Source organism: Variovorax sp. 01T432 (assembly GCF_056398605.1).
Genome location: NZ_JBFTPS010000011.1, coordinates 98,209 through 115,208 on the forward strand (window position 1 = coordinate 98,209; position 17,000 = coordinate 115,208).

Genomic DNA, 17,000 nt, shown 5'->3' on the forward strand with positions numbered 1-17,000 from the left:
CAAGCACATGTTTGAACAGCTCGGTCTGATTGGCTGCGGGTTGATGGGCGGATCCTTCGCGCTCGCGCTCAAGCGCGCCAAGCTGGTGAAGCGCGTCGTGGGCTACAGCAAGTCACCCTCGACCACGGAGCGCGCCCGGCAACTCGGGGTGATCGACGTCGCGGCGCCATCGGCGCTGCTCGCGGTGTCGGGCGCCGATCTCGTGCTGATCGCAGTACCCGTGGGCGCATCCGAGCTGACCTTCAAGGCCATCCGGCACGGCATCACCGAGCACATGCTGGTGATGGACGTCGGTTCGACCAAGGGCGACGTGATTGAGGCCGCGCGGCGCGGGCTGCAGGACCAGCTCGGCGCCTTCGTGCCCGCGCATCCGATCGCGGGCAAGGAGGTGGCCGGCGTCGAGCATGCCGACGTCGACCTATACAAGGGGCGTCAGGTCGTGCTCACGCCCATCAAGGCCACGCTGCGCTCGAATGTGCAACGCGCCACGCAGGTGTGGTCCGGCATCGGCGCCAAGGTGGTGACGATGACGCCCGAAGCGCACGACAGCGCCTTCGCCGGCGTGAGCCACCTCCCGCACCTGCTGGCTTTTGCCTTCATCAATGCCCTCAGCGCCCATCCGCAAGGCGATCGTTTTCTGGAGCTCGCCGGCCCCGGATTTCGCGACTTCACGCGCATCGCGGCCAGCGAGCCGGCCGTCTGGCGTGACGTTCTGCTGGCGAACCGCGAGCAGGTGCTGCTGCAGTCCCAGGCTTTCCGCGACGTGCTGGTGCAGTTCGAATCCCTGATTGCCTCGGGCAACGCCCAGGCCCTGGAGGACGCGATCGCCGCGGCGAGCCGCGTACGCGCCCATTGGCAGCCCGGCGCGGCAGCCTCGCCGGACTGACGATGTTCTCGACACCCTTCCTCGACATTCCGCCGCTGTCCGCCGCGGGCGGCACAGTCCGCCTGCCGGGCTCCAAGAGCATTTCCAATCGTGTGCTGCTGCTGGCCGCGCTCGCCGCGGGTGCAACCACGGTGCACGACCTGCTCGACTCGGACGACACGCGCGTAATGCTCGATGCCCTTGCCGCGCTCGGCTGCCGCATCGACCGCATCGGCAATGAACTCCGGATCGAAGGACTGGGTGGCAAGCTGCGCACGCCGGGCGCCTCGCTGTTCCTGGGCAACGCCGGAACGGCGATGCGCCCGCTGACCGCAGCGCTTGCGCTGCTTGGCGGGGAATTCGAGCTGCGCGGCGTTCCGCGCATGCACGAACGGCCCATTGGCGATCTGGTCGACGCGCTGAGCCAACTCGGCTGCCGCATCGACTACACCGGCAACCCCGGCTATCCGCCGCTGCGCATCCATCCCGTCGCGCTACACGCTCTCCAACTCGATGCGCCGATCCGCGTGCGCGGCGACGTCTCCAGCCAGTTCCTGACGGCCTTGCTGCTGGCGCTGCCGCTGGCCGCGCATCGTGACATCGTGATCGAGGTCGTCGGCGAACTGATCTCCAAACCGTACATCGAAATCACCCTGAATCTGCTGGCCCGCTTCGGCATCGCGGTTCAACGCGACGGCTGGCAGAAGTTCATCATCCCGGCTGGCAGCCAGTACCAGTCGCCGGGAGCCATCCACGTCGAGGCCGATGCCTCGTCCGCAAGCTATTTCATCGCGCTCGGCGCCATCGCGGCGCCGGCCGCCGGCCGGTCCGGCATCCGCATCGAAGGCGTCGGCGGCGACTCGATCCAGGGAGACATCCGCTTCGTCGACGCCGCCCGGCAGATGGGCGCGCAGATCGAAAGCGGCCCGAACTGGCTCGACATCTCGCGCGGCAACTGGCCTCTGAAGGCGATCGATATCGACGCCAATCACATTCCGGACGCCGCGATGACGCTCGCGGTGATGGCGCTCTACGCGGACGGACCCTGCACCCTGCGCAACATCGCGAGCTGGCGCGTGAAGGAGACCGACCGCATCGACGCCATGGCCAACGAGCTGCGCAAGCTGGGCGCCACCGTCGAGGACGGCCCCGACTTCATTCGCGTCCATCCGCTTGCGGCGGGCGAATGGCGCGCGGCAAGCATCCGCACCTACGACGATCATCGGGTGGCGATGTGCTTCTCGCTGGCGGCCTTCAACCCTCGCGGGATACCGGTGCGCATACTCGAACCGCATTGCGTCGCCAAGACCTTTCCGGACTATTTCGAAGCGCTCTTCTCGGTTGCCGAAGCCGCCGACGTGCCGGTGATCTGTGTGGACGGCCCGACCGCCTCCGGCAAGGGCACGCTCGCCGTCCAGGTGGCACTGCGGCTCGGGTATCACTATCTCGACTCCGGCTCGCTCTACCGCGTGACCGGCCTGGCGATGCGCCGCGACGGGCTCAGCGCCGATCCCGAACACGAGGAAAGAATCGCGACGCTCGCCCGTACACTGCCGCTCAGCTTCAGCGAAGGGAAGGTTCTGCTCGCCGGCGAGGATGTCAGCGACGCCATCCGGACCGAAGCCGCCGGCATGGATGCATCCCGCGTCTCCGCCCTGCCGGCCGTGCGCGACGCCCTCCTCGCCCTGCAAAAGGGCTTCCGGCGCCTGCCGGGTTTGGTCGCGGATGGCCGCGACATGGGCACCGTGATCTTTCCCGACGCGCCCCTCAAGATCTACCTGACCGCCAGCGCCGCGCAACGCGCCGAACGCCGGCATAAGCAATTGATTTCAAAGGGTATTTCGATTACACTTGACAGTCTTCGCGCCGATTTGGAAGCGCGTGATGCCAGGGATTCATCCCGCAGCGTCGCGCCACTCAAACCGGCGCCTGATGCCCGCCTCCTGGACAACTCCCTTCTTTCGATTGAGCAATCGGTCGAACAGGTGCTTGGCTGGTGGCAGCAAGTACAGCCTTTCGAGCATTCTTGAAGGGTATTCCGGTCCAGCAGGTCCCCGCCGCGCGACAGCGCACCGGCCTGCTGGTTGTTCAATCCAACCGGGCCTCGAGCCCAGACAACCGCCGTCTCCAGACCAAGCCAGTCGCACGCAATATCGCATCGGCGCCTGCGGAACCCTGAGTGACGGAAGGAAAACACAATGTCAGAATCTTTTGCCGACCTATTCGAAGAATCCCTGAAGCGTTCAGAGATGCGCACCGGTGAGGTCATCACCGCCGAAGTCGTGCGCGTCGAACACAACCACGTCGTGGTCAACGCAGGCCTCAAGTCCGAAGCCTACGTGCCGATCGAGGAGTTCAAGAACGACAAGGGCGAACTCGAAGTCCAGGCCGGCGATTTCGTTTCCGTTGCCATCGGCAGCGTTGAAAACGGCTACGGCGACACCATCCTCTCGCGCGACACCGCCAAGCGTCTGGCCTCGTGGCTCGCGCTCGAGAAGGCGCTCGAGTCCGGCGACTTCGTCACCGGCACCACCAGCGGCAAGGTCAAGGGCGGCCTCACGGTGCTCGTCAACGGCATCCGCGCCTTCCTGCCGGGTTCGCTGATCGACACGCGTCCCATCAAGGACCTGACGCCGTACGAAAACAAGACGCTCGAATTCAAGGTCATCAAGCTCGACCGCAAGCGCAACAACGTGGTGCTCTCGCGCCGCGCCGTGGTCGAAGCCAGCATGGGCGAAGAACGCGCCAAGCTGATGGAAACCCTCAAGGAGGGTGCAGTGGTGCGCGGTGTCGTCAAGAACATCACCGAATACGGTGCGTTCGTCGACCTCGGCGGCATCGACGGCCTGCTGCACATCACCGACATGGCATGGCGCCGTGTTCGCCATCCGAGCGAAGTGGTGCAGGCCGGCCAGGAAATCACCGCCAAGATCCTCAAGTTCGACACGGAAAAGAACCGCGTCTCGCTGGGTCTCAAGCAAATGGGCGACGACCCTTGGATGGGCGTTTCGCGCCGCTACCCGCAGTCGACCCGCCTGTTCGGCAAGGTCACGAACATCGCCGACTACGGTGCATTCGTCGAACTCGAACCCGGTATCGAAGGCCTGGTGCACGTGTCCGAGATGGACTGGACCAACAAGAACATCGCGCCGAACAAGATCGTCTCGCTCGGCGACGAAGTCGAAGTCATGGTCCTCGAAATCGACGAAGACAAGCGCCGCATCAGCCTGGGCATGAAGCAGTGCAAGGCCAACCCCTGGCAGGAATTTGCGCAGAACACCAAGCGCGGCGACCGCGTCAAGGGCCCGATCAAGTCGATCACCGACTTCGGCGTGTTCGTGGGTCTGGCTGCCGGCATCGACGGCCTGGTTCACCTCTCGGACCTCTCTTGGAACGAAGCCGGCGAAACCGCCGTTCGCAACTACAAGAAGGGCCAGGAAGTCGAAGCGCTCGTGCTGGCTGTGGACGTCGATCGCGAGCGCATCAGCCTCGGCATCAAGCAGCTCGACAGCGACCCGTTCACCACCTTCACCACGGTGAATGACAAGGGCCAGATCGTGACCGGCAAGGTCAAGACCGTGGACGCCCGTGGCGCCGAGATCGACCTTGGTGAAGACATCATCGGCTACCTGCGCGCCAGCGAAATCTCCCGCGATCGCGTGGAAGATGCACGCAACGTGCTCAAGGAAGGCGACGAAGTCACGGCCGTGGTGGTCAATGTGGATCGCAAGACCCGCAACATCCAGTTGTCGATCAAGCAGAAGGACATGGTCGACGAGCAAGGTGCCATGGCCAGCCTGAGCCAGCAGTCTGCACGCGAGAACGCGGGCACGACGAGCCTGGGCGCCCTGCTGCGCGCCAAGCTGGACAACAGCGACAAGTAAGTCGAGTCCGATGGACAGGGTGAGCAGTGCGCCGCCCTGTCCTTTTTTTTCGTCCATGTTTCTTGTGCCATGACACGCTCAGACCTCGTCGAAGAACTCGCAGCCCGCTTTGCGCAGCTCACGCATCGCGATGCCGAATACGCTGTCAAGACCATTCTTGACGCGATGGGCGATGCGCTGGTGCGTGGACACCGGATCGAAATCCGCGGCTTCGGCAGCTTCACGGTGAACCGGCGTCCCCCACGCGTCGGGCGCAATCCGCGCTCGGGCGAGAGCGTCCAGATTCCCGAGAAACGCGTGCCGCACTTCAAGCCGGGCAAGGCCTTGCGCGAGGCGGTCGACGCACGCACCGCTCAGCTCGACGCCGAGAAGCACAAGCCGGGCAACTAGCCGGGCATAGAATTCCCCCGCCAACGGGGACGCGCATGAAATACCTCCTGTGGCTGCTCAAGGCAGCCATTTTTTTTACCCTCTTTGCTTTCGCGCTGAACAACCAGCACGACGCAACCGTCTACTTCTTCTTCGGCACCTCATGGCGTGCTCCACTGGTGCTGGTGGTGCTCGCCGCGTTCGCGGGGGGCCTGGTGGTCGGCGCGCTGGGCATGCTTCCGGGCTGGTGGAAGCATCGCAGCGCCGCGGCCCAGCGGCCCCTCACCGCGCCCTTCGAAGCGCCATCGACGCCGATGAATTCCCCACCGCCCCCCACCGCGGACCTCCCCGCCGTACGACAACATGGACTTTGACCTCAGCTGGCTGCTGCTCGGCCTGCCCATCGCCTTCGTCCTCGGCTGGCTGGCTTCGCGTTTCGACCTGCGGCAACTGCGCATCGAGAACCGGCAGGCGCCGAAGGCCTACTTTCGCGGTCTCAACTTCCTGCTCAACGAACAGCAGGACCAGGCCATCGATGCCTTCATCGAGGCCGTGCAGAATGACCCCGACACGCAGGAGCTGCATTTCGCGCTTGGCAACCTGTTCCGCCGTCGTGGCGAATACCAGCGCGCCGTGCGGGTGCACGAGCACCTGCTGGGCCGCGGTGACCTGAGCGGGACCGACCGCGACCGCGCGCAGCACGCCCTGGCGCAGGACTTTCTGCGCGCCGGCCTGCTCGACCGCGCCGAGGCCGCGTTGCAGAAGCTCGAAGGCACGCGCTACGAGAATGAGGCAAGGCTCTCCCTGCTCGCCATCTACGAGCGTTCGCGCGAATGGACACAAGCCGCCGCGGTGGCGCAGAAGCTCGACGAATCCGAGCAGGCGAGCTACAGCACACGCCGGGCGCATCATCTTTGCGAGCAGGCGGCCGAACACGTTGCCGCCGGTGATCTCAACGGCGCGGCCCTTCTGCTCGAAGAAGCGGTCGCGTTGGCCCCACAGGCCCCCCGCCCTGCCATCGATACTGCGACCCTGCAACTGCGCGTTGGCGACTCCGCGGGCGCCTATGACACGCTCGCCGCGCTCAGCGAGACCGCGCCGCTCGCGCTGCCGCTGTACGCCTCGGCGCTGCAACAGGCCGCCGTTGCTTCGCAGCGCTCCGGCGAAGCCCTCGTACTACTGCAGCGGCGCTACGCAAAGTCCCCGTCGATCGATGTGCTCGAAGCGATCATCGCGCTGGGCGGAACGCCCACGCTGCCCGATGACGCTCCGTCCGACAGCACCGCAATGCCCGAACCGCGCGACAGCTATATCGACCATCTGGCCCATCACCCGTCGCTCGTGGCGGCCTCGCGCTGGCTTGCAGGGGAGCGCTTCGAACACGAGCAATTTCATCCTCAGGTCCAGCGTGCGCTCGACCAGGCGACGCGGCCGCTGATGCGCTACCGGTGCGCAGCATGCGGCTTCGAAGCCCACCAGTACTTCTGGCATTGCCCGGGCTGCCAGGCCTGGGACAGCTACCCGCCTCGGCGCGTCGAGGAACTTTGACCACCAGCGGCCCCCAGACCGGCCGACAGCGCGAAGTTGTTCAGGATTCGCTTCATTCCATCGATCCAGTCGGGCTGGGGCCGGGGTTCATCGCGCGCGGCGAAGCGCAGGCACAGCAGCATGGTCGCCGCGACACTGACGAACAGTGCTCCCGCCAGCGAGAGCACCTCGCCCACACTGACGCTGAAATTCCAGACCCGCGCCACCCCCAGGAAGGCGCAGTACATCCACAAGCTGTTGGACAGACCCACCGGCGCGACGACGCACAGCAGATCGATCCCTGACCATCGCGCCACCGTTTCGCCGCGCGCCAGGCGCGGGAAAGTGATGGCGTGCAGGACGAAGGCATTGGCGCACAACAGGCCGACCAGTATCAGCTTGGCCTGCAGCTTCGGGTTTTCCAGGTACCGTGGATCGATCGTCAGGCCTTGCGCCACCAGCAGACATCCGCTCAGGAGCAGCGTGATGATGGCGACCATGACCATGCGAGTCTCGAAACGCGGGGGCCGCAGGATCACCACCCGGTAGCCGACGACCTTGGCCAACAGGCGCAAGTCGGTCATGAAAATGACGCCGATCGCGATGCACGTGGCGACGAGGTGCACGTAGACGATCAGCACATGCTGCATGGCACGCCAGACATTTGAAGAAAGCTCCCTGGATATCAACCAACAATGCGTCAACCGCCGCGCGCTCACTTGCGTTGACGTCGACGCCGCGCGTATTTTGGCGTGCGGTGGAACGCCTTCGGCGTTCTTCAAACGACAATTTCAGGGAGTTTCATATGTTGAAGAAGATCGTGGCCGCTGCGGCCATGCTGTTCGCTGTCGCTGCGTGGGCATCCGTCGATGCCAACAAGGCAAGCGACGCGGAACTGGACGCGCTCAAGGGCGTCGGACCCGCGATGTCCAAGCGCATCATCGATGCGCGCAAGCAGAGTGAGTTCAAGGACTGGACGGACATGATGAGCCGGGTCAAGGGTCTCAAGGAGAAGGCCGCCACCAAGTTGTCGGCCGAAGGCCTGACTGTGAACGGCAAGAGCTTCGACGGCGCGGCGCCTGCCGCGCCCAAGGCCACCGCCAAGCCCTGAGCCCCATGAGCGCGAGCCGCTCGCGCTGATCAAGGAGCCGCCTTCGGGCGGCTCTTTTTTTGCCCATCCACCCCTCGGCCCGGGCGGGCAATGACAGGGAAAGGCCCGAGCAATGGCCCGATATTTGCACGTAAGCTCTCGTCGCCTTTTCACATCCGTCGTTTTGGAGAACTCATGAATCACAAGTTCGGCATCGCACTCGCCGGCCTCATGCTCGGTGCAACGGCCTTTGCGCAGACCAAGTGGGACCTGCCCACCGCCTACCCGGCGGCCAACTTCCACACGGAGAACATCACCCAATTCGCCAGCGACGTCGACAAGGAAAGCGGGGGAAAGCTAAAGATCACGGTGCATGCGAACGCGGCCCTCTTCAAGGCGCCCGAGATCAAGCGCGCCGTGCAGGGCGGGCAGGCGCAGATGGGCGAGATCCTGCTCGTCAACTACCAGAACGAGTGGCAGATGTTCGGCGCCGATGGCATCCCCTTCCTGGCGGACAGCTATGACGCGGCCTGGAAGCTCTATCAGGCACAGAAGCCGGTGCTCGAGAAGAAGCTTGGCGAGCAGGGCATCATGCTTCTCTATGCGGTGGCATGGCCACCCCAGGGCATCTTCGTCAAGAAGGAGATCGCATCGGCGGCCGATCTCAAGGGTGTGAAATGGCGCGCCTACAGCCCCGCCACTGCCCGCATCGGCGAACTGGTCGGCGCTCAGCCCGTCACCGTGCAACAGGCTGAGCTATCCCAGGCCATGGCGACCGGCGTGATCGAGTCGTACATGTCTTCCGGCTCCACCGGCTATGACACCAAGACCTACGAATACATCAAGAACTTCTACGACACGCAGGCCTGGCTTCCGAAGAATGCCGTGCTCGTCAACAAGAAGGCCTTCGACGCACTCGACAAGGCATCTCAGGATGCGGTGCTCAAGGCCGGCGCCGAGGCTGAGAAGCGCGGCTGGGATCTCTCGAAGAAGAAGAATCTCGAGTACCTCGAGCTCCTCAAGAAGAACGGCATGACCGTGCATGTGCCTTCCGCGCAACTCAAGACCGACATGAAGAAGGTCGGTGACATCATGATCAAGGAGTGGCTCGAAAAGGCGGGCCCCGAAGGCCAGAGCGTCGTGGATGCCTACAAGAAGATGTAAAGACCCAGGCCCCTGATGCGCAAGACACTCGACTTTATCTACGACAGCGCCGCCGCCCTGGCGGCGCTTTTTTTGGTTGGCCTGCTGGTAATGGTGCTGCTGTCGATCATCGGACGGCAGCTTCACTTCAACCTCCCCGGCATCGACGCCTATGCGGGCTACCTCATGGCCGGCAGCGGCTTCCTGGCGCTCGCGCACACGCTCAAGCGCGGCGAGCACATCCGCGTGACGCTGATTCTCCAGAGCCTGGGGCCGAATGCACGGCGCTGGCTCGAACGCTGGGCCATGGGCCTGGGCGCGTTGCTGGCGGTGCTCTTCGCGTACTACAGCGCTCGCCTGGTCTGGCAGTCGCTCGATTTCCACGACATCTCCACAGGCAACGACGCGACCCCGCTCTGGCTCCCCCAGCTTGGCATGGCCATCGGCGCCGCAGTGTTCATGATCGCCTCGATCGACGAGTTCGTGATCGAATGGAATGGCCGTCCGCTGCGCATGGACGCGGAGGCACTGCGCCATGAATGACATCGCTGTTGCCGGCCTTCTGATTGCGGCGCTGTTCCTGATCCTCGGCAGCGGCGTCTGGATCGGCCTGACCCTTTCGGGTGTGGCATGGATCGCGATGCAGCTCTTCTCGTCGCGCCCCGCGGGGGATGCGATGGCCGTGACCATCTGGGGCTCGGCCTCTGGCTGGACGCTCACCGCCCTTCCGCTCTTCGTGTGGATGGGCGAGATCCTGTTCCGCACCCGTCTGTCGCAGGACATGTTCAAGGGGCTGGCACCGTGGATGCAAAGCCTGCCCGGCCGGCTGCTGCACACCAACGTGGTGGGCTGCGCGGTCTTCGCGGCGGTGTCGGGCTCCAGCGCCGCCACCTGCGCGACCATCGGGAAGATGACCCTGCCCGAACTCAAACGGCGCGGCTACCCCGACGACATGGTCATCGGCACGCTGGCCGGCGCGGGCACGCTGGGCCTGCTGATCCCGCCTTCGATCATCATGATCGTCTACGGCGTCAGTGCCGACGTCTCCATCGCGAGGCTGTTCATCGCCGGCGTGGTGCCGGGCATCATGCTCGCGCTGCTGTTCTCGGGCTACATCGTGTTCTGGGCGCTGCGCCACCCGGATCTTGTGCCGCCCTCGGACGCGCGCCTGCCTTTCTTCGAGAAGCTGCGTGCCTCGCTGTCGCTGATCCCTGTCGCGCTGCTGATCCTGTCGGTGCTGGGTTCCATCTACGCGGGCGTGGCCACAGCGACGGAGGCCGCCGCCGTGGGTGTGGTCGGCGCGCTGGCGATCTCGGCGGCACAGGGCTCGCTCAGCTGGAACACCTTCAAGGAAGCGCTGCTGGGCGCCACCCGGCTCTACTGCATGATGGCGCTGATCCTCGCGGGCGCGGCATTCCTGACGCTGGCCATGGGCTACATCGGCCTGCCGCGCCACCTGGCCRAGTGGATCGGTTCGCTCGGCTTGTCGAAGTTCCAGCTGATCCTGATGCTGGCGGGCTTCTACGTCGTGCTGGGCTGCTTCCTCGACGGCATCTCGATGGTCGTACTGACGATGGGCGTGATCATGCCCACCGTGATCGCCGCAGGCATCGACCCCGTCTGGTTCGGCATCTTCATCGTGCTGGTGGTCGAGATGGCACAGATCACGCCGCCGGTGGGCTTCAACCTGTTCGTGCTCCAGGGCATGACCGGAAGAGACCTGCTGTACATTGCGCGCGTCACCTTGCCGATGTTCTTCCTCATGGTCGCGGCGGTGCTCATCATCTACTTCGTTCCGCAACTGGTGACATGGCTGCCGCAGCAAATGGCGCCCTGAGCCTCCTTCCCGTCCTATGCCTCTCCAAATCGCCGCCATCTGCGCGGGTGCATCCGTCGGCGCCCTGCTTCGATGGTTCCTGGGCCTCTGGCTTTCGTCCCCTGGCTCGTTTCCATGGGGCACCCTTGCGGCCAACCTCGGCGGTGGCTACCTGATCGGTATCGCCGTCGCGGTGTTCCAGGCCATGCCGCAGCTCGACCCCGTCTGGCGACTGGCACTCATCACCGGCTTCCTGGGCGGACTCACGACCTTCTCGAGTTTCTCGGCCGAAGTGATGGCGATGATGTTGAACGGAAGACTGGGCCTGGCCCTGGTCACGGCTGCATTGCATGTCTGCGGTTCTTTCACCCTGACCTGGCTCGGCATCCGCACGGTGCGGCAATTCACCGCCTGAATCGAAGGGACTGACACAGCCCCCCGGCCGAGGGTCGATCGATAGAATCGATCGGGATGCCCCTTGTCCTTCTCGTCGCGCTCCCCTTCATCGCCAGCGTGCTGGCGGCGTTGCTACCGCAGAACGCGCGGAATCGGGAGTCGACACTCGCAGGCCTGGTTGCGCTGGGCTGCGCCATTCAGGCCGCATGGTTCTTTCCCCATCTCTCGAACGGCCATGTGATCCGCGAAGAGATCGAGTGGCTGCCCGCGCTCGGTCTGAACCTCGTGTTCCGCATGGACGGCTTCGCCTGGCTGTTCTGCATGCTGGTGCTCGGCATCGGAACGCTGGTGGTGCTCTATGCGCGCTACTACATGTCGGCATCGGACCCGGTACCGCGCTTCTTCGCCTTCTTTCTTGCGTTCATGGGCGCAATGATGGGCGTGGTGCTCTCGGGCAACCTGATCCAGATGGTGCTGTTCTGGGAACTCACCAGCCTGTTCTCCTTTCTCCTGATCGGCTACTGGCACCACCGGCGCGATGCCCGGCGCGGTGCGCGCATGGCGCTCACGGTCACCGGCGCGGGCGGCCTCTGCCTGCTGGCCGGGGTGCTGCTGCTGGGGCGCATCGCCGGCAGCTACGAACTCGATGTCGTGCTGGCCTCCGGCGAGGCGATTCGCGCGCACGCGCTCTATCCGGTGGTGCTGGTCCTCGTAGTGCTCGGCGCCTTCACCAAGAGCGCGCAGTTCCCCTTCCACTTCTGGCTGCCGCGCGCGATGGCGGCGCCCACGCCCGTATCGGCCTACCTGCATTCGGCCACCATGGTCAAACTCGGCGTGTTCCTGATGGCTCGCTTGTGGCCGGTGCTCTCCGGTACCGAGGAATGGTTCTGGCTCGTTGGCGGAGCTGGCGCCGTCACGCTGCTGCTGGGCGGTTTCGTGGCGATGTTCCAGCGCGACCTCAAGGCGCTGCTGGCCTATTCGACCATCTCGCACCTCGGCCTCATCACCCTGCTGCTCGGGCTCAACAGCCCGCTGGCCGCCGTCGCGGCGGTGTTCCACATCATGAATCACGCGACCTTCAAGGCCTCGCTCTTCATGGCGGCCGGCATCATCGACCACGAGAGCGGAACGCGCGACATCCGCAAGCTGAGCGGGCTGCTCAAGCTGATGCCCATTACCGGCACGCTGGCGATCATCGCGAGCGCGTCGATGGCGGGCGTGCCGCTGCTCAACGGCTTTCTCTCCAAGGAGATGTTCTTCGCCGAGACCGTCTTCATCCAGTCGACGCCCTGGGTCGACTGGAGCCTGCCGGTCATTGCCACGCTGGCCGGCATATTCAGCGTCGCCTATTCGGCGCGCTTCGTGTTCGACGTCTTCTTCGGGCCGCCCTGCGGCCCCGAGGTGCCCAAGCGGCCGCACGAGCCGCCGCACTGGATGCGCGTTCCGGTCGAGCTTCTGGTGCTGGCCTGCCTGGTGGTCGGCGTGGCGCCGGCCTGGTCGGTGGGTGCCTTTCTGGCGACGGCCGCGACGCCGGTGGTCGGCGGCGATCTGCCCAAATACAGCCTGGCCGTATGGCACGGCTTCAATCTGCCGCTGCTGATGAGCTTCGTCGCGCTCGCGGGCGGCGCGGTGCTCTACATGTTCCAGCGGCGCCAACGGGCGCGCGGCGATCTCGCGCGCACGCCGGTGCTGCATCGCTTCGACGGCCAGCGGATCTTCGAGAACCTGCTGGCGCGGCTGAGCGAGCTCGGCCGGCGCAGCCGCCGCGTGCTGGGCACGAGTCGGCTGCAGATGCAGTTGCTGCTGCTGATCGCGGTGGCCATGGCCGGCGCGGCGGCCTCGCTCTGGCTCTCGCCGGCCGAGCGCGGAAGCCGCGAGCTGCTCGCCTTCTCGCCGATGTTCGCGATGACCTGGCTCATCGGCATGGTCTGCGCGCTCGGCGCGGCGTGGCAGGCCAAGTTCCACCGCCTGGCCTCGCTGATGCTGGCATCGGGCGCCGGCCTGGTGTGCTGCATCACCTACATCTGGTTCTCCGCGCCTGACCTCGCGCTCACGCAGCTCGTGGTCGAGACGGTGACCACCGTGCTCATCCTGCTCGGGCTGCGCTGGCTGCCGATGCGCACCGCCAAGCCCGAGTCCTCGCGCACGCGCTTGCGCCTCTGGGGACGGCGCGGGCGCGACCTGCTGATTGCCGCCACCGCCGGAAGCGGCATGGCCGCGCTGGCCTGGTTGATGCTGACGCGGCCCTTCCCTCAAAGCATTTCCCGCTTCTTCCTGGAGCGCGCCCTGTCCGAGGGCGGCGGGACCAATGTGGTCAACGTGATGCTGGTCGACTTCCGTGGCTTCGACACCTTCGGCGAGATCACGGTGCTGGGCGTGGTGGCGCTGACCGTCTACGCCCTGCTGCGGCGCTTCCGGCCCGCCGTCGAGTCCATGGCGCTGCCCGTGCAGCAGCGCCTGCAAGCCAAGGACGGCAGCAGCGACCTGATCAATCCGCGACGCGCCAAGGACACTGCTATCGGCTACCTGATGGTGCCGGCGGTGCTGGTGCGGCTGCTGCTGCCGCTTTCGGTGCTGGTCTCGGTCTATTTCTTCATGCGCGGCCACAATCAGCCCGGCGGCGGCTTCGTCGCCGGTCTCGTGATGTCGGTGGCGCTGGTGCTGCAATTCATCGTCTCCGGCACCGAGTGGGTGGAGGAGCATCTGCGCATCTACCCCCGGCGCTGGATCGCGGTCGGGCTGCTTCTCGCGCTGGCGACCGGCGCCGGTTCGGTCGCGTTCGGCTACCCCTTTCTCACCACGCACACCGCGCACCTGCATGTGCCGCTGATTGGCGAGGTGCACGTGCCGAGTGCGCTGTTCTTCGATATGGGCGTGTTTGCGCTGGTGCTGGGCGCGACCATGCTGATCCTTACCGCGCTGGCCCACCAATCGGTGCGCAGCCACCGTTGGGCAGAAGAATGACGCTCACCCCCAGGCTGCGCGCACTTCGTGTCGCAACGCCCACCCCCTCGCAAGGGGCAACACCGGCGGCCCGGAGCAGCCGGTTCCGCAGTGTTCCCGGAACGGGAGGGGGATGATGGAGATCGTGCTGGCCATCGCCATCGGGGTGCTCACTGCGTCGGGCGTGTATCTGCTGCTGCGCCCGCGCACCTTCCAGGTGATCATGGGGCTCACGCTGGTCTCCTATGCGGTCAACCTCTTCATCTTCAGCATGGGGCGGCTCAAACTCGACAGCGAGCCGGTGCTGGTTCCCGGCTTTGCCACCACGCTCGCTAACACGGCCGACCCGATGCCGCAGGCCCTGGTGCTCACAGCCATCGTGATCGGCTTCGCGATGACGGCCCTGTTCCTCGTCATCCTGCTCGCCTCGCGCGGGCTCACGGGCACCGACCATGTGGACGGCGAGGAACGACGGGAGCCCCGGGAATGAAGGAATTCGTCGGGCTGCTCGACCGCCTGCTGGAACTCGGCATGCCGCACCTCATCGCGGTACCGATCCTGGTGCCGATGCTGACGGCCGCGCTGATGCTCCTGCTGGGCGAGCATCGCCGCCGCCTCAAGTCGGCCCTGAGCGTGATCTCCGGGCTGGTCGGCCTCCTGGCCGCGCTCGCGCTGCTGCGCTGGGTCAACGCGGTCGATACCGGCGGCGGACCGGGCTCCATCGGCGTCTACCTGCCGGGCAACTGGCGCGCACCCTTCGGCATCGTGCTGGTCGCCGACCGGCTGTCGACGCTGATGCTCGTGCTGACCGGCGTCATCGCCCTTGCCGCCTCGATCTATTCCACCTCGCGCTGGGACCGCGCGGGCGTTCACTTCCACCCACTGCTCCAGCTTCAGCTGATGGGGCTCAACGGCGCCTTCCTGACCGGCGACCTGTTCAACCTCTTCGTCTTCTTCGAGGTCATGCTCGCCGCGTCCTACGGCCTGCTATTGCACGGCTCCGGCCGCTTGCGCGTGCAGGCCGGCCTGCACTACGTCGCGATCAACCTCGCCGCGTCTTCGCTGTTCCTGATCGGTGCGGCCCTGCTCTACGGCGTGACCGGCACGCTCAACATGGCGGACCTGGGCATTCGCATCGCGCAGCTCGCCCCGGCCGATCGTGGCCTCGTGCACGCGGCGGCCGCCATCCTCGCGACCGCCTTCTTCGCGAAGGCCGGCGCATGGCCCCTCAACTTCTGGCTGGTACCCGCCTACAGCGCCGCGGTGTCGCCGGTGGGCGCCGTGTTCGCGCTCCTGACCAAACTCGGCATCTACACCGTGCTGCGCCTCTGGACCGTTCTGTTCGGGCCCGACAGCGGCGACTCCGCGCAATTCGGCCAGGCGGTGCTGACGGGCGTCGGCCTCGCCACGCTCTTCGTCGGCGCGCTCGGCATCGTCGGCACGCAACGGCTTTCGAATCTTGCGGGATTCAGCATGCTGGTTTCCGCCGGCACCCTGCTGGCAGCCGTCGGACTCGGGCAGCCGGCCGTGTGGGCCGGCGCGCTCTACTACCTGCTGACCTCGACACTGGCCGCGAGCGCCTTCTTCCTGCTGATCGACATGATCGAACGCTGGCGCAACGCCGGCATGAGCATCGCGCCACACGAGGCGGCCGGCAGCGCGCCTTTCCTCTCGGCGGACCTGCGCCGCCTCGACGACGTGAACCTCGACGACGAAGCGCAGGCACTCTACGGCCGCGCCATCCCCGCGGGCGTGGCCTTTCTCGGCCTCAGCTTCGTCATCTGCACGCTGCTCCTGGCCGGCCTGCCTCCGCTGTCGGGCTTCGTCGCCAAGTTCGCGATGCTCAAGGGCTTGCTCGATGCCGGGCACATCACGGCGAGTGCGTGGACCTTCACGGCGCTGCTGATCCTTTCGGGCTTCTTCTCGCTGATCGCGTTGAGCCGCACCGGCATCCGCCATTTCTGGACCCAGCCGCACGCGACCCTGCCTTCGTTGCCCGCCCTCGAGGTGCTCCCGGTTGCCGCGCTGCTGGCGGCATGCCTCGCCCTCACCGTGATGGCCGAACCCGTGATGCAGCACGCGGCAGCCACGGCCGAGGACCTGCGCTCGCCCGCCGCCTACCGTGACGCCGTGCTGCGCGCGCGGCAGGTGCCCAGCCCCGGAGCGCCATCTGGAGCCGCCCAATGATGAAACGCTGGATTCCCTCTCCGCCGCTGTCGCTCGCGCTCTTCGTCGTCTGGCTGCTGCTGAACCAGTCGCTGGACGCAGCGAGCCTGCTGCTCGCGGCCATCCTCGCGCTCGCCGTGCCCGTGCTGACACAGGGACTGCGGCCCGCCACGGTGCGGATGCGCCGGCCGGGGCTGGCCTTGCGCCTGGCCGGCGTGATCGCCTTCGACCTCGTCCAGTCGGCGTTGACTGTGGCCCGCCTGCTGTTGACCCGGCGCGGCGCCGGCATGAAGCCAAGCTTCGTGCGCGTGCCGCTCGAGCTTCGCGACCCCAATGCGCTGGCCGTGCTCGCGATGATTCTCTGCCTCACGCCCGGCACCGCCTGGGGCGAGATCAGCTTCGACCGCACGATCTTGCTGATCCACGTCTTCGACGTGGAGGACGAACAAGCATTCATCGCGCTGGTCAAGTCGCGCTACGAACACCCGCTGATGGAGATCTTCGAATCATGACCACGGTTCTCTTCTGGGCACTCAAGCTCGCTCTTCTCCTGTTGGCCGTGGCAATGTTGTGCGCGCTCGCGCGGCTGCTCATCGGACCCACGGCGCAGGACCGCGTGATGGCGCTCGATTGCCTCTACATCAACGGCATGCTCATGATGCTGGTGCTCGGCATCGTCTATGCCAGCAATGTCTATTTCGAGGCGGCGATGCTGATCGCGCTGTTCGGCTTCGTCGGATCGACTGCGATGGCGAAGTTCCTGCTGCGCGGCGAGGTCATCGAATGAATTGGAGAGCATCG

The 17,000-nt window shown here is 65.8% G+C and carries 17 protein-coding genes; 16 read left to right on the plus strand and 1 reads right to left on the minus strand.

Annotated elements, in window-relative coordinates; all coding sequences use genetic code 11:
- Nucleotides 1-7: 7 nt before the first annotated feature.
- From AC1DNF_RS11470 to lapB, 6 genes are all read left to right on the plus strand, one after another.
- Entirely contained in the window at nt 8-886 is an 879-nt protein-coding gene (locus AC1DNF_RS11470) for a prephenate dehydrogenase (protein ID WP_478148704.1), read from the plus strand.
- A gap of 2 nt (nt 887-888) precedes the next feature.
- Nucleotides 889-2,895, plus strand: coding sequence for a bifunctional 3-phosphoshikimate 1-carboxyvinyltransferase/cytidylate kinase (locus AC1DNF_RS11475; protein ID WP_478148705.1), 2,007 nt, complete (start codon nt 889-891; stop codon nt 2,893-2,895).
- Between the two features lie 168 nt (nt 2,896-3,063).
- Nucleotides 3,064-4,749, plus strand: a complete 1,686-nt coding sequence (gene rpsA / locus AC1DNF_RS11480; protein ID WP_478148706.1) for a 30S ribosomal protein S1 — start codon at nt 3,064-3,066, stop codon at nt 4,747-4,749.
- Nucleotides 4,750-4,818: 69 nt separating this feature from the next.
- Nucleotides 4,819-5,139 (plus strand): integration host factor subunit beta, encoded by a 321-nt coding sequence (locus AC1DNF_RS11485; protein WP_478148707.1) that lies wholly within the window; start codon nt 4,819-4,821, stop codon nt 5,137-5,139.
- A 35-nt stretch (nt 5,140-5,174) separates the two neighbouring features.
- Nucleotides 5,175-5,492, plus strand: a complete 318-nt coding sequence (locus AC1DNF_RS11490) for a lipopolysaccharide assembly protein LapA domain-containing protein (protein ID WP_478148708.1) — start codon at nt 5,175-5,177, stop codon at nt 5,490-5,492.
- Entirely contained in the window at nt 5,482-6,666 is a 1,185-nt protein-coding gene (lapB, locus tag AC1DNF_RS11495) for a lipopolysaccharide assembly protein LapB (protein ID WP_478148709.1), read from the plus strand. Before AC1DNF_RS11490 ends, lapB begins: the two co-directional genes overlap by 11 nt.
- Here lapB and AC1DNF_RS11500 read toward each other — a convergent pair.
- Complete coding sequence (locus AC1DNF_RS11500) at nt 6,636-7,427, minus strand: hypothetical protein (protein WP_478148710.1); 792 nt, start codon at nt 7,425-7,427, stop codon at nt 6,636-6,638. The genes lapB and AC1DNF_RS11500 overlap by 31 nt on opposite strands.
- A 23-nt stretch (nt 7,428-7,450) precedes the next feature.
- Here AC1DNF_RS11500 and AC1DNF_RS11505 point away from each other — a divergent pair, with 23 nt between their 5' ends.
- The 10 genes from AC1DNF_RS11505 (at nt 7,451) to AC1DNF_RS11550 (ending at nt 16,986) form a co-directional block, all read left to right on the plus strand.
- Complete coding sequence (locus AC1DNF_RS11505; RefSeq protein ID WP_478148711.1) at nt 7,451-7,756, plus strand: ComEA family DNA-binding protein; 306 nt, start codon at nt 7,451-7,453, stop codon at nt 7,754-7,756.
- Nucleotides 7,757-7,930: 174 nt separating this feature from the next.
- Entirely contained in the window at nt 7,931-8,899 is a 969-nt protein-coding gene (locus tag AC1DNF_RS11510; protein ID WP_478148712.1) for a TRAP transporter substrate-binding protein, read from the plus strand.
- A gap of 15 nt (nt 8,900-8,914) precedes the next feature.
- Nucleotides 8,915-9,421: a TRAP transporter small permease gene (locus AC1DNF_RS11515; RefSeq protein WP_478148713.1), complete on the plus strand. Its 507-nt coding sequence runs from the start codon at nt 8,915-8,917 to the stop codon at nt 9,419-9,421.
- Nucleotides 9,414-10,715, plus strand: coding sequence for a TRAP transporter large permease (locus AC1DNF_RS11520; protein WP_478148714.1), 1,302 nt, complete (start codon nt 9,414-9,416; stop codon nt 10,713-10,715). Before AC1DNF_RS11515 ends, AC1DNF_RS11520 begins: the two co-directional genes overlap by 8 nt.
- Before the next feature lie 16 nt (nt 10,716-10,731).
- Nucleotides 10,732-11,109: a fluoride efflux transporter CrcB gene (gene crcB, locus AC1DNF_RS11525; protein WP_478148715.1), complete on the plus strand. Its 378-nt coding sequence runs from the start codon at nt 10,732-10,734 to the stop codon at nt 11,107-11,109.
- A 56-nt stretch (nt 11,110-11,165) separates the two neighbouring features.
- On the plus strand, nt 11,166-14,054 hold the full coding sequence (locus tag AC1DNF_RS11530) for a monovalent cation/H+ antiporter subunit A (protein ID WP_478148716.1): 2,889 nt from the start codon (nt 11,166-11,168) through the stop codon (nt 14,052-14,054).
- A gap of 115 nt (nt 14,055-14,169) precedes the next feature.
- A complete protein-coding gene (locus tag AC1DNF_RS11535; protein ID WP_478148717.1) occupies nt 14,170-14,523 on the plus strand; it encodes a Na+/H+ antiporter subunit C in 354 nt (117 codons plus the stop codon).
- Nucleotides 14,520-16,220 carry a monovalent cation/H+ antiporter subunit D gene (locus AC1DNF_RS11540; protein ID WP_478148718.1) on the plus strand — a complete coding sequence of 567 codons (1,701 nt, stop codon included), beginning with the start codon at nt 14,520-14,522 and terminating at the stop codon, nt 16,218-16,220. The genes AC1DNF_RS11535 and AC1DNF_RS11540 overlap by 4 nt, the downstream gene beginning before the upstream one ends.
- Entirely contained in the window at nt 16,220-16,711 is a 492-nt protein-coding gene (locus AC1DNF_RS11545) for a Na+/H+ antiporter subunit E (RefSeq protein ID WP_478148769.1), read from the plus strand. Before AC1DNF_RS11540 ends, AC1DNF_RS11545 begins: the two co-directional genes overlap by 1 nt.
- Nucleotides 16,708-16,986, plus strand: a complete 279-nt coding sequence (locus AC1DNF_RS11550; RefSeq protein ID WP_478148719.1) for a K+/H+ antiporter subunit F — start codon at nt 16,708-16,710, stop codon at nt 16,984-16,986. Before AC1DNF_RS11545 ends, AC1DNF_RS11550 begins: the two co-directional genes overlap by 4 nt.
- Nucleotides 16,987-17,000: the final 14 nt, after the last annotated feature.